Below are 20,750 nucleotides of genomic sequence, written 5' to 3'. Positions count from 1 at the left end.
TAAGACGAGAACGAGGTAAGAGATGAAATAATTTAATTAGCCCGGATCGTTTGTGGCTTCTTTGTCATCAGACAGAAGTATTGCCCGGATGCGATCAATGTGTACCTGGGAAAGGGCTGCGCGCTCCAGCGCAGATTTCGCTGATGCACCGGTCTGACTTTTAGCAATAGTTGTAAGCAGATTTCTTCTTTCTTCGAACATTCTGAGGGCTGTCCACATGGTTTCTTCAACCTTTTTGGTCTGTTCAGCAAGTAGTGATTTTGACGTATATGCGTGTCCAGTATGGCATCTGTACCTTAGTGCTGATCCCTTATTTACTTTCCAAAGCACACCGCCACACCCCGGACAGTTGAAGGGCACTTGTTCCCCCAGCGAATTGACTGCAGGAAGGTCGCTGAGTACCCGCGTGGCAATTTCATATTCCGTGATTACATCCTTAGGGATTGATTTTTTTTTCTTAGGTTCTTCTGAGAGAAGTTGATAGAGCAATGTTCCCATTTCAGCTATAGGAATACAATGGTCCACCTTTAATTGATTTAGCACATTACTTGGCATGTCGGGATATTCTGCATCTCCTGGTTCTTGCACTATACAGGTACCAAAACATCTCTTTATGGCTATCATCCCTGCGGTACCGTCGTCGAGATAGCCCGTTAAAATAATACCTATTGCACAATTGCCAAAAGTAACTGCTGCTGATCTAAACAAAGGGTCTATTGCCGGTCTTGACCTGTTTTCCTGCGCTCCCTTGGTCACTAGTATTCTTCTTTCCTGATCAATCATCAGGTGATGGTCGGAAGGGGCAAGGTAGACATGGCCCTTTATTAGTTTAGAACCGGTGGTTGCATGCTTACATGTCAGGCTGCTTTGGCTATTCAGTGCGTCTAATAGCACATTACCTGTGGTATCTGCAGACATGTGCTGTACGATCAGTATGGGTGCGGGAAAACTTTTTGGGAGCTGCCCTATGAGCTTGATAAGCGCATTCATACCGCCGGCGGAAGTGCCTATGACGACGACTTTGTCAATGTTTTGATTACTTGTAATTTGATCTGGTTTTTTCATGGAAGATGGTATAGGCGATGGTCATAGAATAATTGGGAGGTTAAAGAAGAAGGTAGAGCCCTGTCCGAACTTACTTTCGGCCCATATTTTTCCGTTATGGCGATGGATGATCTCCGCACAGAGGTAAAGTCCAATACCAAAACCTGAGATGGTTTTTGTAATGGCGCTTTCAACACGGTAATAGCGATCAAAAAGCTTTTCGAGTTCTTCTGTCTTTATACCCATTCCCTGATCGGAAATACTGATCTCTATTGCCGCTCCCAAAGTTCGGCAACAGACTGTGATTTTGCAACCTGCCGGTGAATATTTTATTGCGTTGGACAAAATATTAGTAATTACCTGTCCAATTTTATCACGGTCCGCCTCAACGCTTTGGAAACAGTCAGTAGATACATCAATTGTAGCGTTAGGGTTCGTGATTGCGATTTCTGCAACAATTTCTCTTGTCAATATATCAATTTCGAAAGATTGCTTATTAAGGTAGATCTTTCCGGATTTAAGTCGGGAAACATTGAGGAAGCCGCTGATGAGTGCTTCCATTTTTTTGACCTGCCTGATTGTTTTACTAAGGGTAGCAACGGCATATTCATCTTTTGCCTTTTGTGCGTTTCTATCCATTAGTTGGAGATATCCATAGATGGAGGTAAGGGGCGATTTCAGCTCATGACTAACGATTGCAATAAAATCATTTTTACGCAGGTCGTCTAGCTTGTGGTCTGTTACATCATGCATTATTCCGGTTAGAAATGCTCCCTTTTTATCCTTTTCATCGGAAAGGTTCCCTATCGCCCTGATCCAGCAATGAACGCCATCCTTCATCCTTATCACTGGAAATTCAATCTCGAACCGGTCAACACCAACAATTGCTGCCCGGATCGCTTCGGTTACAATAGGCTGGTGAGATTTATCAATTCGGCTTATGATATCATTTACGGTAAGCATTTTATCAACGTCGAAGCCAAATATCTCTTTTAGACGGACAGAGCAAAAGAAATCTCTGTTGTTGACATCAATAGACCAAGTGCCCATTTCTGAGGCAACCGTTGCCAGCGAGAGCATTTTTATGCTCTTGTCCAATTCATATTGCGTCTTCTTTAGATCAGTGACGTCATAAAAAGTAATGACTGCACCATTGGGTACATTACTGCCTTTTCGTAGATAGGGACTGGTCATTACCTGATACAGCCTTCCTTCGTTATTTTCTATTTCCTTAATTACGGTTTCGCCATCAATGATAACTTTTTTAATATCATCAATCAGCGTTTCGAACTTTATGTTCGTCGTGATATTGCTCAGCGGCCTGCCGAGATCACTTTCTCTGATGTTGATGTGGCTAACGACTCCAGGAGAATATTTCTTCAGTAGGATATCTTTGTCTACAAACAACTGTCCATTGATATTACTACGGAAATAGTTGTTTAAATCGTCGTTAAGATCGGTGAGTTCACTTATGGTATATTTATGCGCGGCGTTGACGCTTTCCAGTTCTTCGTTAATTGACTGAAGCTCTTCATTGGCGCTTTGCATCTCTTCGTTAGCAGAAAGCAGTTCCTCATTAAAGGCCTGCATAGCTTCCCTTGAGGTCTCAAGAAAGTCATTAGAGGCATTAAGGTCCTGCCTGACTTGCATCAGGTCGTGTTCCAATTGTGCTATGTATTCTTTGGTCTGTACATCGATCTTAAAATCAACTACATTCTCTTTCAAATCAATAGTGTCTGGTCTTTTGAAAAGAACCAGCATTCCGTTCACATTTGCTTTGCGGTCAACATAGGGACTCACAATCAGATCGGCATTGCTGTGTTTGCCAGTTTCGGGTTCATCGAATGATATGTTATTGATCCTTTCACGCTGGTTTGATCTGAGAACCTTTTGGAGAGTTGAACTAAACGCAAGGCTTAGGTTTTCAGGTAAAAGATCTGGCAGGTTGAGTTTGAACCTTTCCTGCTTTAGATAAGGGCCAAGATCACCAAAGGCATGGCCAACTTTTCCCTGTTCATCAACTATAACACCGGAAAAGCCGCTTTCAACAAGAATGGCTTCAGTAAGATCCGGGGCAGGCAGTGGATTGTCTGCCGATGTCTTCACTCTCTGCTCTTTTTCTCCGTATTTTAGACCAAGTCCGGGAATTGGCGCAGTAAACTGTCCGTTAAAGCCTATGGCACGATCTGATCTGATGTTTTGATAAATCTTCCACTTTGCACTTACTTCTATAAATGTATCCTTTGCGACCGTTATATTCTCACTGGATCCAAGAAAGAGGTATCCGTTTTTGCGAAGGCCAAATGCCAGTTTCGAGAGGATTTGTTTCTGTAAAACCGGTTTTATATAGATGAGCATGTTCCGGCAACTGATCAGGTCTACATAGCAATATGGTGGATTCTTAGTTAAATCGTGCCTGGCGAAGATTAACATCTCCCTTATTTCAGGTTTGATCTTATAATTGTCGGATTCTTTACTAAAGAAATTAACCAGTCGTTCCTTTGATACTGTCTTCGTAATGTTTTTGGAGAAAATGCCACTTGCTGCCTGTTTTAGCGCAATTTCATTAATATCTGTCGCAAATATCTTGACCTCGATATTAACGCTATTGGCTAGCAGGTATTCTTTTACCAGGATTGCCAGGGAATACGCTTCTTCGCCTGTAGCACAGCAGGTAACCCAAATTTTTAGCAGGTCATTCTCTTGTTTTGCGTTAATGATTTTAGGTATAACGTCCCGTTCCAGCACTTCATAGGCTTCCCCGTCCCTAAAAAACGAAGTAACACCGATCAGGAAATCACTAATTAGCAGTTCAATTTCCTGTGGATTTTCTTGCAGGTAAAGAAAAAATGAATCAACTTCAAGTAGATTGTGGTGTGCCATTCTCCTTGCAATCCGTCTTTCCAGTGTCCCGTTTTTATAATGCGTGAAATCAAATGGGTAATGATCTCGGATTAGTTCCAGGAACTTAGTTAACGTTTCTTTTCTCATAGGCTGTTGAGCTGTTGCACCTGTTTCACTTTTCGAAAGAATATAGCTCTGAATAGCCGCTGGTAAAGCTTCTGCTGAACACACATAGGGGGTGTCGCTAACATTTAATGCCGATCTTGGCATACCATCGAATTTAGCATCGTCCGGATCTTGTACCATAACGACGCCGCCAGCATTTTCAATGGCGATTGCTCCATTCGAACCATCACTGCCGACTCCAGAAAGGATAATGCCTATTGCGTTTTGGCCGCTTTCCTGCGCAAGGGAAGTAAAAAATGAGTCTATTGTCATGTGAGGACCAGCTTTGCCCTCCTTATCGATCAAAAACAGCCGTCCTTTTTTTATACCCATGTATTTGGTGTTGGGAATCAGGTATACCTTGTTACTTTCGATTTCCATTCCCTCTTCAGCCTCTAATATCTGAAGTATACTATGGCGCGATAGTATTTCAGCCATTCTGCTTTTGAAGTCCTGGGAAAGATGCGGGATGATTATATACGAGACACTATCTATGGGCGTGTGCTCAAAAAAAGCCGACAGTGCATCTAATCCTCCAGCTGAGGCTCCAATGGCAACGATGTATTCCGGTTCTTTCATAGGTCTTATATCATGTGAGGAATAAGACCTTGTGAGAATCTTCCACCAGAGCCTTATTTAGACCCCGCGGGTTGTAATGTGCGTAAAATCTATTCCTTAAATGAATAAATGTACTACTATTATGGCAATACCACTATTTTAAGTGTCACTTGATTTCATAGTTAGGCGTTTCTATTACGAAAGCCTTCAATTCTGCCATCTTTCCTTCATGAAATCGCCAGACATCACAATAGGAGTAATCGACTGAAATTCCATCTTTATCCTTCATAGTTATTCTGCCTACTGCCGTTACGAAGTCACCCTCTGCAATTAAACTTTCCACCATGAATACTGGCGGTTCGATGTATGCGGTGGCCATATACTGTCGGACAGCTTCCTTCCCAAGGAGAGTTTGGTCGCCAATAAATGTCCACTTCGTATCCTCGGTGCAGAAGGATAAGAAGCCCTCATTATCACCTCTGGTGACAGCAGCATTTGCTTTTTCTAATATTGCCTTGTTTGAAATCATATAATCTCATAAACCTATTCCTCTATTAACGTCTGCAAGTGATAGTTATGTATGATTATGATCTAGATAAAGAATCTAGGTTTTCAAAAGACGATCTTGTGAACGTTGACTTGATCAAAACCTTATTTATCGATCAAATTACCACCCTTAGCCCTAATGATGACTTAACTAATCTTGGTTGAAAACTCGCTGATTGGTAAACGAACTTTCGGCATCGAAGACAGATAGTCATTAACTGTATCGCGGTAACCCAACGAAAGAAGTACTGAGGCATGTAGACCCTTTTCCGACAATCCTAACACCTCGTCAAATAACTTCGGGTCAAATCCTTCCATAGGGGTTGCATCAACTTTAAGTTCTGCGGCTGCGATCAATGCTGTTCCTAATCCTATATAAGCTTGTTTGCTCGACCAAATTGCATTTTGTTCTGGTGTATGGGTGGAGAAGTAGGCAATCAAATTATCACTTAGTCCCTTTAGCGCTCCTTTCTCTAAATTACGTTGCTCTTCCACCATCGTGATATATTCTGCAATGTATTCGCTGGTTATTTTGTTAAATCCTGCAAAAACCAGAAGATGAGAGGAAGCCTTAATTTGTGTATTGAATGATCCTTCTGCTAATCTCTGTCTTACCTCCGGATTAGTAATCACGAATAAGCGATAAGGCTGTATTCCGCAAGAAGAGGCGGTGAGGTTTATGGCTTCGATTATTTGGTCGATCTTATCTTCGGTGACCAAGTCTTCTGTGTATTTCTTAACGGCATAACGCCACTGTAAACTCTTAATTAGTTCCATTTCTTTTTATAAATTGATATTGTGCGTCAAAGTTATCACCTTCATGTTTAGATTTGTAACCAAGTGACAAAAAGTTATAGTGACAATCGGGTAACCAAGTGAATCAAATGAGACAAGACTTCGATCTGATAAAAAACTGCAGCGGCAAGATATTGGCGATCAGTGATACCATGGACATTCTAAATGGTAAATGGAAGATGTCTATTATAGCGTGTTTGTGTTATAAGCCAATGCGTTATTCTGAATTGTTAAAGGAAGTTAATGGCATTTCTGGCAAAATGCTCAGTCGCGAGTTGAAGGATTTAGAAATGAATGAATTGATTGAGCGGAATGTGCTAAGCACAGCGCCTGTTGCTGTAGAATACCGGATAACTGAGTATGGGAAATCGCTTAAGCAACTCACCAATACGATAGCAGAGTGGGGGATTACTCATCGAGAACGCATCATTGCCGGCATGAAACTGGATAAAAAAGTAGAAGTCGCAGATTTAGAGGTAAGTCAATAAAACATCTTAGTTTCTGTGTGCTAGATGGCATGAAAGCTTTATATTGTATTAGAATATTTTTTGCTGGATTAGCAAAACAATTCAAGTAATTAATTTGAACGGATGGGTGCAGAAGAGGACTTAATGTCAGAAGGAAATTAACCTTAACCAAAATATATGAACTTTTCATTACGTGCCTATCATTCCATTTCCAATTTAGTATTGTACTTAACCATATTAATTTTAATTTCCTTTTCGTCTTTAGCCATTGCTCAAGCTCATAAAGAAATGTTTGTTTGTTCTCCTTGCGGTCGTGATTGTGATAAGCTGGTTTTTGACAAATCAGGTATTTGTCCTCATTGTAATATGGCTTTGATTAGGAAGACCGAAAGTCCCCCAGAAAAGAAAGCAGCAGATGTTGCAATCTTGTTGTTTGATGGAGTTCAGATCATTGACTTTACTGGACCTTTCGAAGTTCTGGGTCAGGCAGGATATAAGGTCATAACAGTTGCGGCAAGTCCTGCTATCAAGACAAATATGGGTATGAGCGTTAATCCGGATTTTACCTTTGCGAATTGTCCTGAAGCAAATGTTTTTGTTATTCCAGGCGGCGATATTTCAAGAACGAGGCAGTCTCCCGAAGTTATACAATGGATAAAACAATTTTCTGAAAAATCAGAGGTAGTGATGTCTGTTTGTAATGGCGCCCTTATTTTAGCCGACACCCGATTATTGGATGGATTGACAGCAACTACTTTTTATAACGCTATCTCAGAACTCGAGAAAAGTTTCCCTAAAATAAAGGTTATTTCAGACCAACGATTTGTGGATAACGGAAAGTTTATTACGACTGCAGGTTTATCTTCCGGTATAGATGGAGCGTTACATATAGTTGAGAAATTAAAAGGAAAATATAGCGCCCAAACTATTGCGCTTAATCTAGAATATGATTGGAAACCAGACAATAACTACGCACGTGCATCACTGGCAGACAAACATTTAAACAAAATCTTCGAAGGTGATGATGAGGGGCATCCTTCTATTTCTTCTGTGAAGCTGTTAAGTACGTCTGGAAATAAAGATAAATGGACAGTAGAATTTGAATTGACCTCCACTACAACTGCAGAAGAGATTGAAAAAGTGATAGAAAAGATAATCGTGAAAAAGGTGGAATGGAAGAAAGAGAAAAATAAGCTTCCTACTAACAGCAATTGGACGTTTATTGCACCGGATAAGGAAAACTGGAATGGCTTTTTAGAAGTAAAACCAGTGCCTATAAACGCCAACAGATTCCTGGTGAAATTGAGAATCGATAGGGATGGAGTTGACAAGAAAGATCGCAGTAAATGAAAAAGATTGTCCAGATTAGAAATAGGTAATTGAATCCATCAGTTATTAGATGCTAAAAGCAGGAAGATAGTTTGCGAAAAGGAAAGAGACACCTGAATTTTGTTTATTTAACAAAAACGCTCCTAAATTAGATTTAGAAGCGTTTCATTTGTTTGTGATCCCGCTGGGATTCGAACCCAGGACCACTACATTAAAAGTGTAATGCTCTACCAGCTGAGCTACGGAATCATTCCCCTTTTAGGAGGCTGCAAAGATAGGAATTTAGTTGTATGTTGCTCAATAAAATAAAAAATAATTATTGACGTTGACTTATTTCATTCGTTTTAAACGAATTGGCTCAGGAATGTCAACAATCAAAGGCACCTGTTCTGTAGTTACAAAGCTTGAATCTAAACCAAAGCCCGTCCTTTCCGACATGCTCATCATCTTCAGTACCCGATGGCAAGACATAGAAATGCGCTCAATAAAACGTAAGCTGTTGGAATTGGAAATTATTTTCTCTATCACTACAAAACGGAAATCGCCAGGAATCTTTTGTGCTTCCAGTGATTTGTACTTGCTGGTAATGTCTATCTCTCCGGCAGCAACCATCTCTTCGACAACCTTTCTAAAGAGTACATTTACGCGTTGTTCTACTCTGAATCCTAGCCTGAAATCTATCCTTATCAATTTATCTGGAATAAGGTAGTCCACTTCATATTCCATTGTATAAGGCGCATCAGCTACATCGACATGCAGAAACCAGTATACATCTGCACGCTTAGGGTGTTTCTGGATGATAGAATAGATCACTGAGGATTCGATCTCTGTATTGAAGTTGGCGCTGGTGAGGTAAACTAGGTTAGATGCGTATTTAGGGATAGATTCATCGGCGCTGATGTTCTTTAAGATAGGGAAAAACTCCTCTACATCGACGAATTTCATGTATCTGTTACGAATGCGGCGGCCGTTAGCCCATGACCACATAACTGCAAATAATGAAAGCCCAAGAACTAGCGTAAACCAACCCCCATGGAGAATTTTAGCCGCATTACCAGCGAGAAACGTAAGCTCTATGATACCGTAAATAGTCAGAAAGAATATAATTATGTACATCGGTACTTTCTTGCGCATAAGGAAGACCGACACTAAGATGGTAGTCATTAGCATCGCCACAGTGATTGATAGTCCATAGGCGGCCTCCATATTAACTGATTTTTGGAATATCAATACAACCACGATGCATCCAACCATCAATATCCAATTCATTGATGGCACGTAAAGTTGTCCCTTTTGTTCGCTTGGATAATTGATCTTCACTTTCGGCCATAGGTTTAAACGAACAGCTTCTGCAATTAGGGTAAATGAGCCTGAGATTAAGGCCTGACTTGCAATCGAGGCAGCAACGGTAGCAATCAGGATTCCGTAAAGCAAGAACCAGTCTGGCATCAAATGATAGAATGGGTTGACATCGCCTAGTTTCGTTCCCTGTAACTTCCACAGCCAGACGCCCTGACCAAAATAATTAAGGATAAGACAGGTCTTTACATACACCCAACTCGTACGGATGTTGGCGCGACCGCAGTGGCCTAAATCTGAATATAAGGCTTCAGCACCTGTTGTACAAAGGAATACGGCGCCTATGATGAGGAACGCTTCTGGATTGGTCGTTAAAATATGGTAAGCGTAATAAGGATTAATCGCTTTGAGGATTTCCGGCATCTGAATGACGTATACCAGGCCAAGAACAGCGATCATGGTAAACCATAACCACATGATCGGACCGAAGGCTTTCCCGACCAGGGAGGTGCCGAACTGCTGCAGCACGAATAGTGCAACAATGATGGCAAGTACGATTGGTACAGTTGGGAGATCGTGATAAATCAGATCGAGACCTTCAATAGCAGAGGAAATAGTTACCGCTGGGGTCATAATTCCATCTGCGAGCAGTGCTGCTCCACCAATCATCGCAGGGATTATTAGCCACTTGGCCTTTCGTTTGACAAGGGAGTACAACGAGAAAATTCCGCCTTCACCTTTGTTGTCGGCTTGTAGTGTGATGATAACATATTTAATAGTAGTTTGGAGGGTTAGTGTCCAGAAAATGCAGGACAACCCACCGAGTATGAGGTCTTGTGTGATTAGACGCTCACCGATGATGGCTTTAAAGACGTAGAGGGGAGAGGTTCCTATGTCACCGTAGATGATACCTAAACTAATTAATAAACCTGCTGCACTTAACTTCTGTACGTGTTTATGACTGCTCATCGCTTATAAAAAAAAATTCTGCGCCAAATGTACTAAAAAATTAAACGCTGGTATATGTTAAATACCAGCGTTTTATTAATGGTTTTTAGCCGTCGTTTTGCGACTTCAGCCTACGTCATCCTGAGATTTTACTGTTTCGGCAAACACAAGGAAGTGGCAAATGACAGGTTATACGCCCGTGATCCTGAATTCATTTCAGGACCTCTCGTTTAGCAGACGAAGGGCCGAGTGCTACTTCAACTCTACCAACGACTTATTGTACAATTTCTCTGTCACGCCTTTCAGTTTCTCTACTGGAACTTTGATCACCTTTCTATCATAGGTCATCAAACCGTTCGTCTCATTCTCTACGTCAGTTGTCTGCGTGTAAACGGCTGCAGATAAGCCTTTTTTGATCAGGCCTTCCATTGTAACCATGAATGATGAGTATTTTGCAAAGAGCTCATCAGCGGTTTTAAAGGTCTGGTAGCCCCAATTGTTCTTCTCTAACCAATTGTGTTCGGGTACCGGCAATCCCAGACCGCCATACTCTCCTAAAACAACAACATGAGTCGGACCGAACAAGTCTGGTCTTGGCATTGCCGGATTTGGATAGTGGTGTAAATCAACGATGTCTCCAGCAATAACATGGTTACCACCACTTGCGCTGTTGACCAGTCTTGTGGGGTCTTTCTTTTTAGTCCAGTCTGCAATTTCCTTAGTTTTAAACTGTCCCCATGCTTCGTTGAATGGAACCCATACTACAATGCTCGGGAAATTGTACAGGTCATCCATAATCTTGTTCCACTCTTTGCGGTAGATCGCTTCTGACGCTGGCGTACGGTCTTTATCCGTTCCACCCATTTGTCCTAAATTTGGTTCCCACTGGTTACCTAGATCACCACTTGGCATATCCTGCCATACCAAAATACCTAGTTTATCGCAGTTGTAGTACCAAAGCGCTGGCTCTACCTTGATATGTTTACGGATCATATTAAAGCCCATTTCCTTAGTTTTGATGATATCAAATACCAGCGCTTCTGTAGTCGGAGCGGTATACAATCCGTCTGGCCACCATCCCTGGTCTAACGGGCCATATTGAAATATGAATTCATTGTTTAGTAACATTCTTTGAGTGCCATTTTTATCCGGCCCCATTGATGATTTTCGCATCGCGAAGTAACTTCCGATTTCATCAACAACCTTACCACCGCGGACAACCGCTACCTTTAAATCATAAAGATAAGGTGTGTTTGGCGACCATAGTTTAGGATTTGGAACGCTTATCGAAGCGGTCTCTGTCGCGGCAACCTGTGCTTCGCCTACTTTAACTGTACCGTCGAACGCTGTTATTCTTAACATATCTCCAGCTTGAACGCCCTCTACATCCGCTGATACAGAGATAGTTTTAGCATCAATATCAGGCGTTTGTTTAGTGGAGGCGATGTGCGTTTTGCTTACACCCTCTAACCATACGGTTTGCCAGATGCCTGATACCGGAGTATACCAGATGCCTTCGGGTTTCATGACTTGTTTGCCTCTTGGCTGTGGACCACCATCTGTCGGATCCCAGACGCTCAGTACCAGTTCCTGTTTGCCACCTTTTTTGATAAAAGGAGTGATGTCAAATGAAAAGGGATCAAATCCGCCTTCATGTGTACCTACTTTCTTACCATTTAACCACAGATCAGTTTTCCAGTCGACTGCCCCGAAGTGTAGCAATACACTGTTCTTAATGTTTGAAGGGATTGTAAACGAGGTTCTGTACCATAACAAGTTGTTTTTGTCAATGGTTTTCCCAACTCCGGATAATGAGGATTCCACTGCAAAAGGTACGAGAATCTTTCCCTGATATGCTTTTGGTGCTGTTTCTTCTTTTGATGTTATAGCATAATCCCATAAACCATTCAGGTTTTTCCAGTTGTTTTTTCTAACCAGCTGTGGCCTGGGATAATCAGGAAGAGGACTTGAAGGATTCAGCTTTTCTGCCCAGGTGCTTGAGATTTTGCCAGCTACAGGCTTCCAGGTTTGAGCCTGTACATCAGTCGTCAGTGAACCTGACAACGTTTGTGCGATACAAAGCCCAATAAAGTACGATACTAATTTCATAAATTGTTATTTGGTTAAAAACGTTTGTTTTGATCAAGCCAAACGGCGCAATTCTTATTCCAAAGTAAGCGATTAAAATTTAAGCATCGTAGAAAATCCTTCCTCTTAGTTTAATATGTTAATTTAGCTTTTCTATTAATAATGACATATTTATTATGATACAAACAGGTGGAAAAGGGGAAGACGTTCAACAGGACGGATCTGAATTAGCAGCCTTACAAACGGCTAGAAGTAACCAAGAGCACTTTTTCCCTATTGTGACCCTTGGAGGAAGTGCGGGGTCATTTCACGATATCGAGAAGTTCTTAACCCATACTCCAATTGACACCGGTTTTGCTTTCGTTGTTATTATGCACCTGGATCCACTTACTAATCTCGACGTGGCAGGGATGTTACAGAGTTCTACCATAATGCCTGTAATTGAAGCTTCAGATGGTACTGAAGTTGTTCCAAACCAAGTCTGTGTTATTCCTCCTGATAAGGATATGGGCATACATAATGGCCGTCTGTTGTTATTTCAAGCATCCCGTGTAAGGGGAGTGCATATGGCAATAGATTATTTTCTTGAAAGTCTGGCGGAGGACCAGTGGAATTATGCGGTTGCGATCATATTCTCAGGTATGGGTGCTGATGGCGAGACAGGGGTCAGGATGATAAAAGAGAAACTAGGCATGGTCATGGTTCAGAATCCGGAGACGGCGGAATATAAAAGTATGCCTGAAGCAGCGATCAAAAGTGGACTGGTAGATTATGTCCTTCCACCGGTAGAAATGCCCGGTAAGCTGTTACAATACCTCAATCACCCGGTTATGTTAAAGCCGATTTTTACTGATTCTGTTAACGATAGGAACAATCAAAATCAATTACAAAAGATACTTATGCTCCTGCGTTCGCACACCGGGCATGATTTCATGCTGTATAAGAAGAACACGATTACGCGCCGCATTGAAAGAAGAATTGCCTTCCATCAGCTGCCAGATTATCTGCATTATGTGGATTATTTGAGGGAGCACCCTCATGAGATCGACGTGCTTTTTAGAGAGTTGCTTATTGGCGTAACAAAGTTCTTTAGAGATACGCCCGCTTTTCAGGTATTAAAAGATGCACTCTATGCCAAACTGACTAAGAAGACGGAAGAGGATTCGATAAGGGTATGGATCGCTGGATGCTCAACGGGCGAAGAAGCCTATTCACTGGCAATCATGCTCACAGAATTTCTTTCTAAACTCAAAGTAAAGCGCCTGCCAAAGGTTCAGATCTTTGCGACCGACCTGGATCCACAAGCCATTGAACACGCACGCACAGGCTTTTACTTCTCTAATATAGTTTCGGAGATTTCACCGGAAAGGTTGGAGCAATACTTTGTAAAAAAGGCCAATGGCTTTGTGGTAAAGAAAGAAGTGCGAGAAATGATCGTATTTGCGCAGCATAATCTAATTAAAGACGCACCTTTTACAAAGCTTGACCTACTTTGCTGTAGAAACGTAATGATTTATCTTACAGCAGACTTACAGCGGAAATTACTTCCCGTGTTCCATTATTCATTAAATGCAAAAGGGTTGTTGTTTTTGGGTCCTGCAGAGTCTGTCGGCATCTATACAGATGCTTTTAACGTGATAGATTCCAAATGGAAGCTATATGAGCGTAAAGAGGGCATATTTGCTTTGAGTAAAATGGTCGACTTTCCAGTCAACATCAGTAATCCCCGAAAATCAGAACGCGATGTGACCAACAAGCCCGTTTCTAAAGGCATAATCACCGAAGCCTTCCATAAGGTTTTATTAGAAAGTTATACTCCCGCTTCGATTTTGGTCAATGACAAGGGCGATATTCTGTAAGTCAATGGTAAGATAGACAAATATTTACAGTTTCAAACCGGGGAGGCGGTATTAAATATCCATAAGATCGCCAGGGAAGAGATCAAGTATGCTTTAGGCAATGCGATACATCTGGTGTCCTTACAGAAAGCCACAGTTAATGTGACGGACATTAAATTGTCTGTCGATGGGCAGGTTAATCTTATCGACTTCGCTGTAGATTATATTGAAGACCTCAAATTATTAGGTTGCCTGGTTGTTGCTTTTACCGACAAAGGCAAAATAAAAAAACGGGCTTCGGCTAAATCAGAACAAAAACTGCTGCATGTTGGGGTGGTGGAGGAACTTGAAAAGGAGCTGATATATACGAAGCAGCAATTACATACTACTATTGAACAGATGGAAACTTCTTTAGAAGAGTTGAGGTCTACCAATGAAGAATTACAAAGCACCAATGAGGAGTTGCAAAGCACTAACGAGGAGGCGCTGACGACAAAAGAGGAAATGCAATCCTTAAATGAAGAGCTGATGACCATCAATCATGAGTATCAAAATAAAGCGGAAGAACTTACCCGTTTAAACAATGATATGAAGAACCTGCTCGACAATACGGAAATAGGTACCATTTTTCTGGACAACCACTTGAATATTTTGAGGTTCACCCCACAGGTCACGAGGCTGTTCAATGTCATCTCCTCAGACGTCGGCCGGTCGATCAATCATATTGTTTCCAACTTTGACTATCCGGCTATTGAGCATGTGATTCTTGAAGTCATCGCAAAACTCTTTGGAAAAGAACTGGAGATTAAGACGAAGCAAAATGACTGGTATAACTTACGAATTATGCCTTATCGTACTATAGAAAACTTTATTAGTGGCGCAGTGCTGACCTTTACTCGAATTACTCCATTAAAGGCACTGGAAAAACGGTTATCTTCTCTAATGAGCTTTGTTCGGGATAGCATTAGCAGCCTGGACGATCCTGCATTAGTACTAGACCAGGATAGGAAGGTGTTGGCGGCAAACGATGCGTTTTTGAAACTTTTTAACTTTCGTGAATTTGAAATCAAAGAACAATTTCTGTTAGAGGTTGTTCACAACAAATGGAACACTTACAAGTTGGACTCCTTAATTAATGATGATACCTTACATGGCGAGATTTACCTGCAGCATGATTTTCCTGAGTTGGGTAATAAAAAATTGATTGTAACGGTAGAACGTCTTATTTATAGGGACAAGAGTGATACTGCATCGATTATTATACGTTTCAAAGAGCACACTAGTGGATAACGAACCAAATATTAATAGTCAGGAACTGCAGGGAAAACTGCAGGCTTATCAGCTGGAATTGGAGATGCAGAATGAGCAGCTTTCTCTTTCTTACCAGTTGATAGAAAATGAAAGATCGAAACTAGCGGGTTTTTTTGACCTGGCACCAGTGGGATATTTTGTTTTAGATCATTTGGGTGTTGTGGAAGAGGCCAATCAAATGGGAGCAGACCTGTTAGGCGTTTCAAAGGATAAAGTGCTATCTAAGCCGTTAAAAGGATTTATTAATCCCTCCTCTTTCGAGAGTTTTTATGTTTTTTTAAGCTGCATGAAAAATGATTCGGAGAAGCAAAATTGTGAAATCATGGTTATTGAAAGTGCGGCTAACCTGATGTATCTGCGACTCGAAGGCCGAGCGGTTAGGAACTCTGTTTCTGGAAAGCTTCAGTATTATGTTACTACGATAGATATTACAGACAATAAACTTGCTCAACTACGGTTGATCAGCACTACCCAGCGCTTAGAGATGACTTTATCGGCATCTGGGACCGGTACATGGACTATGGAGGTCCCAGGAGATATTTTGTCAATGGACGATGTTTGCTATTCTATATTTGAAATCAACCCACTTGACTTTAACGGGAGTTTAAATGCATTTATTCAATTGATACATCCGGAAGACCAGCTTTCAGTTAGGGAAGCGTTTAAACATTCTATCACTAATTTTAGCTCGCTCGATTTTGAGTTTAGGTTTATTTCAAAAAGTGGCGACATTAAAAACCTTTCTGTAATAGGTCACCAGATAAGCAAAGTCAATGCGAGTTTCTTCGCCGGTATCATTATGGACACCACCGATAAAAAACGGCTTGATAAACAAGCAACGGATCTTCACAATGACAAACAAAGGTCCGTCTTGTCCGCAACTTTCAACGCACAAGAAAAAGAACGGTTTAAAATTAGCAACGCGCTACATGATAGTGTTTGTCAGATACTTTATGGGATCCGGCTTAACCTTCAGGGTATTCAAATTTCTTCTGATAAGAAGAAGGAACTAAATGATGCCAGTTTGCTGCTTGATGAGGCGATCCGGGAGACTCGAGCCATATCATATGAACTTACGCCTTCCGTATTAAGAGATTTTGGCTTTGTAGCCGGCGTTAAAGAGATGGCGCAGCGAATGAGTTCAAGAGCAATGAAAATTTACGCCCATTTAGATCGAAATGCTGATTTACTTGACAAAGAAGTTCAGCTGTATGTGTTTAGAGTCATACAGGAATTGATTAGCAATTCATTAAAACACACTTCGGCTTCGCAAACGCACATTAAAGTAACTACTGATACCGACCATATTATGATTAGCGTATCAGATGATGGTGGGGGATTTAAATTACCCGTAGAGCAGGCGTTTTCTGAGGGTTCCGGTTTGAAAGCTATAAAAGATAGAATCTATCTTCTGGGAGGTTCGATGGATCTGGAGACTTCCGGCAAGGGTACGGTGGTGAGTATTAAGTTCAGAAGCAGTCAGTCGCCCATGATAAATAATTAACAATTAATTTAAAATGTTAGAAGAGGTTAAAAATATAGTTACCATTGGAGCTTCAGCTGGGGGTATTCCCGCGGTTTCAAGATTAGTTGAGAGTTTCCCTGAAAATCTGGATGCAGCAGTTTTTATTGTTATACACCTTGGACGGGAATCACTTGCTCATGTGATTCTGAGTCAAATTCAACGTTCAACAGCATTAATATGCAAAATTCCTGTGGACGGTGAATTAATTGAAAATAATATAATCTATCTTGCCCCTGCAGATCGGCATATGATGCTTGAACACGGACGTATTATTGTAAAAAAGGGCGCGTTTGAAAACCACTGGAGGCCCTCGATAGACGTCTTGTTTAGATCGGCAGCCGCTGCCTATTCTTCCTGTGTAACTGGGGTAGTACTTACTGGTTTGCTTGATGATGGAACGTCTGGAATGCTGGCTATTAAAAAAAGTGGTGGGCGTTGTATAATTCAGGAGACATCGGAAGCAGAGTTCCCTGACATGCCAGTTAACGTTCAGCGGAATATGACGGTAGATTACGAGCTACCTGTTCAGGAGATAGGGCACGTTCTTTCAGACTTATTTAGTAGGTCAGAGTGTTTGCCTACGGAGGTTCCGGATGATGTTAAATTGGAAGCGCAAATTACCTTAAGAATGTCCAGTAACGTGGAAGACCAACTAGCCCTTGGTAATTTTACGCCGTTTACGTGTCCTGATTGCGGAGGTATTTTAGCAAAGACGTCAAATGAAGGGAGCATAGTGAGGTATCGCTGTTATACCGGACACACATTTACCGAGTCTGTTTTAGAGGCGGAACAAATTAGAAGCATTGAGGAGTCACTTTGGGTGGCCATAAGGATGCTGGAGGAGCGAAAGAATTTGTTAGGCAGTATGTTAAATTCGGAGAAACCGGAGAGAATAGAAAGAGCCAGCCACCTAAAAGTACATATAGAACGTTTAAAAGATATGTTGCTGAAAATAGGCGATATAGATAATGAATCACAATCCAAATAAATAATACGAAGATCATGTTAAGAATATTGTTAGCGGAAGACCATAATATAGTTAGAAATGGAATCAGAATGCTTTTAGAAACTGAGAGTAGCATTGATGTTGTTGGAGAAGTTGTTAACGGAAGAGAGGTTCTTGAATATTTTGAAAATGGGGGGGAAGCAGATATCGTTTTAGCCGATATCAATATGCCTGAACTGGATGGAATCTCCATGACTAAAGAGTTAAAGGCCGCACGCCCCGATGTGAAAGTCGTTATTCTCTCCATGCATGACAATGAAAAATACATTTCACAATCCTTTATCCAGGGGGCTGTTGGCTACTTATTAAAAAACATTAGTGCTGAAGAATTGGTATTCTCCCTAAAGCAGATAGAGACCGGGAAAAAATATATTTGTACTGAATTGTCACTTAACTTGTTAAGCAAGTTGATTCATCACGGTAGTCTGGAACAAGAATCAGCTGTAAACGAGGCGGACTTCTCTTCAAGAGAAATTGAGGTGCTTCATCTTATTGCAGAAGGGTTAACTAACCTGGAAATGGCTGATAAGCTTTTTATTAGTAAAAGAACCGTGGAGGGTCACCGACAAAGTCTACTTGATAAAACCGGCTCGAGAAACACTGCTAAACTAATTAGATACGCGGCAACAACAGGCTTACTTAAATAACGCTAACTCTTAGCAATGACTTTCGAAGCATACCAGTTACAATTTGAGTTGCTCCTAACAACTGACAATCCGCCTGCGCCTTACGATCAGCCTGATTATATCAATTACGCAAAGCTCAACTGGTCTAGAATGAACCGTTGGCTAAAACTGACGTTGCCGTCCGCAGATATTTTAGAAACGATGTCAAGGATTAGACAGCCACAACATTGGATCGTGATTACAGAGCCCTGGTGCGGTGACGCCGCACAGATCATACCTTTCATAAAAATGATTGCTGAATTGAGTCCTTTGATATCCGTGGATTATCAGTTGAGAGACGCGGAACCTTATCTAATCAATGAACACCTGACAAATGGAAGCAAAGCGATTCCTAAACTTGTTATTCAAGATGAATCCGGGAAGAGTATTTCGTCTTGGGGTCCAAGACCAATGGAATGTCAGGTGCTGTATAACAATTTGAAAGCTGAAGGGGCCGATTTCGAAACCATGAAGACGGAATTACAAAAATGGTATAATGCCGATAGAGGTAATCAAATCCAGTTGGAGCTAAATTACCTGCTAAGCTTATAGAAAATCTTCTCCTTGATCACTGTTTAGACCAACATCGCTATTATCGACGTTTAAATCGTCCGATGCGTTGTCGCTACCATCATTGTTATTGACATCGGACTTTATTGTCGAGTCTTGTTCAGCAACTTCCTCGTCGCTTTGAACATTGTCTTGTTTTGAAGATACTTCTTCGTCTGTGTATACCGGTTTATCTTTTGGTGGAGTGAACATGGTCTGTATATTATTGATTTAATTTTAAACAAAACAGCGGCGCGAAGGTTTTTTTCATAGCATTAAACCTTAATGATCATGGCAGATAAAAAAGAGGAGAAAGACCCTTGCTGGAAGAATTACGAACAGGTAGGCATGAAAACCAAGGATGGTAAGAAGGTCCCAAACTGTGTTCCTAAAGAGACTAAAGCAAAGAAAAAGTAAGCAACTACTAATTGTTAGGATATTCATTTATCCAATGAAACCCAGTCTTGGTTAGACGAAACTGGGTTTCATCAAAGCGCTTAAATTCTATATGTACCAGCTGGTTTCTCATCTTTCCTTTGAGAAACAATTGCGTTTTACTTGGTCTGATGAATTTCAATTTGAAGGTATCACTGGAGTCTTTACTCGAGGTAAAATTAGCTGTCTTCTCCTTTAAGTCCAGTTTAAGTTTCATCCACATTGTACTATCGTTCATCTTTGTGATGCGTACGTTTCCAGGATAGTTTATGATGATTCGCTTCCACCGCTTTTCGTCTGTAACTAGTGGTAGACTTTCTTTTCCGTTTAATGTAAAACTAATTACGTCGTAGATCCCGTATAAGGGTGGCTTAGGTGCATCGTCGCCATACTTTCGAGACAACTCATACATGCTGTAGGCTGTGGAATATACGGTAAATGTTAAGGCGATTACTTTTAAGGAGAGCTGAATCATCTTCTTCCACTTTGTTTTGAAAGGATATACATCGGGTCGAGGTAAAACGGGCGTATGGTTGATGAAAAAGGCAACGAGTCGATCAATATCCCGCCAGGCAATCCAAATGGCAAGAAAAAGCAGGTTTAGAGAGAAAATTTTTACGGGAATATCATAAGCTAGGTTCATTGCAAATACATTTGCCATAACCGTCATGGCTAGTAACGCGCCTAAAAGTGTGGTTCGTTTGAAGAACAAAAGGGCACCGGCAAGGACTTCTGCACCACCAATATAAATATTATATCCGCTGGAGTACCCGATAAATGTCCATGCAAGGGCCATTGGGGTTGAGTCGCCAAAGGTCTCTGTAAGCCGCACCAGACTGGGATAGGGAAATTGGATTTTAATTACTTTTACGAAGCCGTATACAAAAAGCATGTAGGCAAGGAAGTACCGTGCTACAATTCGGGTCCAATAGCTGAATTGAATATAAGAAGGTCGCTTTCTATCTAATATTGTCCAGGCGAACGCAATGATCACTGTGAAGACCAACCACAATAGCTGCATGACATAATTGTAGGTCGTATCGCCACTGCCGTTCGGTTTAACGGTTATCGGGTAAGACAAGTGTAAGATATGTTCGCCCGTCGATGGTACCAGCCAGTTCCAAAAGACGGTGTAGTAATTTAGTAACGAATAGATGAAACTAGGGAACAGTTCATCACTGCTGGTTAAATCGAAGATGAGGAAGAAGAAGTAGACTGCGAACAGGGTACGAAATCTTTTCCAGAAGTCCCAATAGGTGGTTTGGTTAGTGGCTGCGAGCATTAACGAATATAAAAAAATCGTGTGGTAAAATGCAGGGATTCTGAAGTCGCGTTGTA

At 41.3% G+C, this 20,750-nt stretch carries 17 protein-coding genes and 1 tRNA gene; 9 read left to right on the top strand and 9 right to left on the bottom strand.

From position 1 onward, the window contains the following. Window positions 1–36 precede the first annotated feature (36 nt). From WKF66_RS15025 to WKF66_RS15010, 4 genes are all read right to left on the bottom strand, one after another. Complete coding sequence (locus WKF66_RS15025) at window positions 37–1,065, bottom strand: chemotaxis protein CheB (protein WP_489675288.1); 1,029 nt, start codon at window positions 1,063–1,065, stop codon at window positions 37–39. 21 nt (window positions 1,066–1,086) lie between these two features. Beyond that, window positions 1,087–4,632, bottom strand: coding sequence for a CheR family methyltransferase (locus WKF66_RS15020; protein ID WP_489675287.1), 3,546 nt, complete (start codon window positions 4,630–4,632; stop codon window positions 1,087–1,089). 145 nt (window positions 4,633–4,777) lie between these two features. Further along, a complete protein-coding gene (locus tag WKF66_RS15015) occupies window positions 4,778–5,140 on the bottom strand; it encodes a nuclear transport factor 2 family protein (protein ID WP_489675286.1) in 363 nt (120 codons plus the stop codon). A 164-nt stretch (window positions 5,141–5,304) separates the two neighbouring features. After that, window positions 5,305–5,934: a nitroreductase family protein gene (locus tag WKF66_RS15010; RefSeq protein WP_489675285.1), complete on the bottom strand. Its 630-nt coding sequence runs from the start codon at window positions 5,932–5,934 to the stop codon at window positions 5,305–5,307. Between the two features lie 107 nt (window positions 5,935–6,041). Between WKF66_RS15010 and WKF66_RS15005 the strand changes: the two genes are divergently transcribed. After that, window positions 6,042–6,440 carry a winged helix-turn-helix transcriptional regulator gene (locus WKF66_RS15005; RefSeq protein ID WP_489675284.1) on the top strand — a complete coding sequence of 133 codons (399 nt, stop codon included), beginning with the start codon at window positions 6,042–6,044 and terminating at the stop codon, window positions 6,438–6,440. A 156-nt stretch (window positions 6,441–6,596) separates the two neighbouring features. After that, the gene (locus tag WKF66_RS15000; RefSeq protein ID WP_489675283.1) at window positions 6,597–7,769 is read left to right on the top strand and encodes a DJ-1/PfpI family protein; all 1,173 of its coding nucleotides are present in this window, start codon (window positions 6,597–6,599) and stop codon (window positions 7,767–7,769) included. Between the two features lie 155 nt (window positions 7,770–7,924). On the opposite strand, the gene WKF66_RS14995 is transcribed toward WKF66_RS15000, so the two are convergent. The 3 genes from WKF66_RS14995 to WKF66_RS14985 form a co-directional block, all read right to left on the bottom strand. Continuing rightward, a tRNA-Lys gene (locus tag WKF66_RS14995) sits at window positions 7,925–7,997 on the bottom strand. 81 nt (window positions 7,998–8,078) lie between these two features. Next, complete coding sequence (locus WKF66_RS14990; protein ID WP_489675282.1) at window positions 8,079–10,016, bottom strand: KUP/HAK/KT family potassium transporter; 1,938 nt, start codon at window positions 10,014–10,016, stop codon at window positions 8,079–8,081. A 231-nt stretch (window positions 10,017–10,247) separates the two neighbouring features. Further along, complete coding sequence (locus tag WKF66_RS14985; RefSeq protein WP_489675281.1) at window positions 10,248–12,104, bottom strand: glycoside hydrolase family 2 protein; 1,857 nt, start codon at window positions 12,102–12,104, stop codon at window positions 10,248–10,250. 155 nt (window positions 12,105–12,259) lie between these two features. Between WKF66_RS14985 and WKF66_RS14980 the strand changes: the two genes are divergently transcribed. The 6 genes from WKF66_RS14980 to WKF66_RS14955 all read left to right on the top strand — a co-directional run bounded on the left by WKF66_RS14980 (window position 12,260) and on the right by WKF66_RS14955 (window position 18,980). After that, window positions 12,260–13,942: a CheR family methyltransferase gene (locus WKF66_RS14980; protein ID WP_489675280.1), complete on the top strand. Its 1,683-nt coding sequence runs from the start codon at window positions 12,260–12,262 to the stop codon at window positions 13,940–13,942. A gap of 141 nt (window positions 13,943–14,083) precedes the next feature. Continuing rightward, complete coding sequence (locus WKF66_RS14975; RefSeq protein ID WP_489675279.1) at window positions 14,084–15,211, top strand: PAS domain-containing protein; 1,128 nt, start codon at window positions 14,084–14,086, stop codon at window positions 15,209–15,211. Next, window positions 15,204–16,736: a PAS domain-containing sensor histidine kinase gene (locus WKF66_RS14970; protein WP_489675278.1), complete on the top strand. Its 1,533-nt coding sequence runs from the start codon at window positions 15,204–15,206 to the stop codon at window positions 16,734–16,736. Before WKF66_RS14975 ends, WKF66_RS14970 begins: the two co-directional genes overlap by 8 nt. 13 nt (window positions 16,737–16,749) lie before the next feature. Continuing rightward, a complete protein-coding gene (locus WKF66_RS14965) occupies window positions 16,750–17,745 on the top strand; it encodes a chemotaxis protein CheB (protein ID WP_489675277.1) in 996 nt (331 codons plus the stop codon). Window positions 17,746–17,759: 14 nt separating this feature from the next. Further along, entirely contained in the window at window positions 17,760–18,410 is a 651-nt protein-coding gene (locus tag WKF66_RS14960; protein ID WP_489675276.1) for a response regulator, read from the top strand. 15 nt (window positions 18,411–18,425) lie between these two features. Next, window positions 18,426–18,980 carry a thioredoxin family protein gene (locus tag WKF66_RS14955; protein ID WP_489675275.1) on the top strand — a complete coding sequence of 185 codons (555 nt, stop codon included), beginning with the start codon at window positions 18,426–18,428 and terminating at the stop codon, window positions 18,978–18,980. On the opposite strand, the gene WKF66_RS14950 is transcribed toward WKF66_RS14955, so the two are convergent. Then, a complete protein-coding gene (locus WKF66_RS14950) occupies window positions 18,975–19,190 on the bottom strand; it encodes a hypothetical protein (RefSeq protein WP_489675274.1) in 216 nt (71 codons plus the stop codon). The two genes, WKF66_RS14955 and WKF66_RS14950, sit on opposite strands and share 6 nt — an antisense overlap. Window positions 19,191–19,268: 78 nt before the next feature. Between WKF66_RS14950 and WKF66_RS14945 the strand changes: the two genes are divergently transcribed. Further along, complete coding sequence (locus tag WKF66_RS14945; protein ID WP_489675273.1) at window positions 19,269–19,394, top strand: hypothetical protein; 126 nt, start codon at window positions 19,269–19,271, stop codon at window positions 19,392–19,394. A 7-nt stretch (window positions 19,395–19,401) separates the two neighbouring features. Here the strand turns inward: WKF66_RS14945 and WKF66_RS14940 are convergent, their stop codons facing one another. Further along, window positions 19,402–20,694: a hypothetical protein gene (locus WKF66_RS14940; protein WP_489675272.1), complete on the bottom strand. Its 1,293-nt coding sequence runs from the start codon at window positions 20,692–20,694 to the stop codon at window positions 19,402–19,404. Window positions 20,695–20,750 lie beyond the last annotated feature (56 nt).

It is taken from the genome of Pedobacter sp. (assembly GCF_037719805.1).
Lineage (GTDB): Bacteria > Bacteroidota > Bacteroidia > Sphingobacteriales > Sphingobacteriaceae > Pedobacter.
The sequence above is the reverse complement of the archived record's forward strand: the minus strand, read 5'-3'. Positions and strand labels throughout refer to the sequence as shown.

Excerpts from the sequence above, each read along its gene's own strand:
- WKF66_RS14990 (WP_489675282.1), bottom strand. The coding sequence starts at position 10,016 with ATGAGCAGTCATAAACACGTACAGAAGTTAAGTGCAGCAGGTTTATTA.
- WKF66_RS15015 (WP_489675286.1), bottom strand. The coding sequence starts at position 5,140 with ATGATTTCAAACAAGGCAATATTAGAAAAAGCAAATGCTGCTGTCACC.
- WKF66_RS14980 (WP_489675280.1), top strand. The coding sequence starts at position 12,260 with ATGATACAAACAGGTGGAAAAGGGGAAGACGTTCAACAGGACGGATCT.
- WKF66_RS14960 (WP_489675276.1), top strand. The coding sequence starts at position 17,760 with ATGTTAAGAATATTGTTAGCGGAAGACCATAATATAGTTAGAAATGGA.
- WKF66_RS15000 (WP_489675283.1), top strand. The coding sequence starts at position 6,597 with ATGAACTTTTCATTACGTGCCTATCATTCCATTTCCAATTTAGTATTG.
- WKF66_RS14940 (WP_489675272.1), bottom strand. The coding sequence starts at position 20,694 with ATGCTCGCAGCCACTAACCAAACCACCTATTGGGACTTCTGGAAAAGA.
- WKF66_RS15020 (WP_489675287.1), bottom strand. The coding sequence starts at position 4,632 with ATGAAAGAACCGGAATACATCGTTGCCATTGGAGCCTCAGCTGGAGGA.
- WKF66_RS14945 (WP_489675273.1), top strand. The coding sequence starts at position 19,269 with ATGGCAGATAAAAAAGAGGAGAAAGACCCTTGCTGGAAGAATTACGAA.
- WKF66_RS14955 (WP_489675275.1), top strand. The coding sequence starts at position 18,426 with ATGACTTTCGAAGCATACCAGTTACAATTTGAGTTGCTCCTAACAACT.
- WKF66_RS14985 (WP_489675281.1), bottom strand. The coding sequence starts at position 12,104 with ATGAAATTAGTATCGTACTTTATTGGGCTTTGTATCGCACAAACGTTG.
- WKF66_RS14950 (WP_489675274.1), bottom strand. The coding sequence starts at position 19,190 with ATGTTCACTCCACCAAAAGATAAACCGGTATACACAGACGAAGAAGTA.
- WKF66_RS15005 (WP_489675284.1), top strand. The coding sequence starts at position 6,042 with ATGAGACAAGACTTCGATCTGATAAAAAACTGCAGCGGCAAGATATTG.
- WKF66_RS15025 (WP_489675288.1), bottom strand. The coding sequence starts at position 1,065 with ATGAAAAAACCAGATCAAATTACAAGTAATCAAAACATTGACAAAGTC.
- WKF66_RS14965 (WP_489675277.1), top strand. The coding sequence starts at position 16,750 with ATGTTAGAAGAGGTTAAAAATATAGTTACCATTGGAGCTTCAGCTGGG.
- WKF66_RS15010 (WP_489675285.1), bottom strand. The coding sequence starts at position 5,934 with ATGGAACTAATTAAGAGTTTACAGTGGCGTTATGCCGTTAAGAAATAC.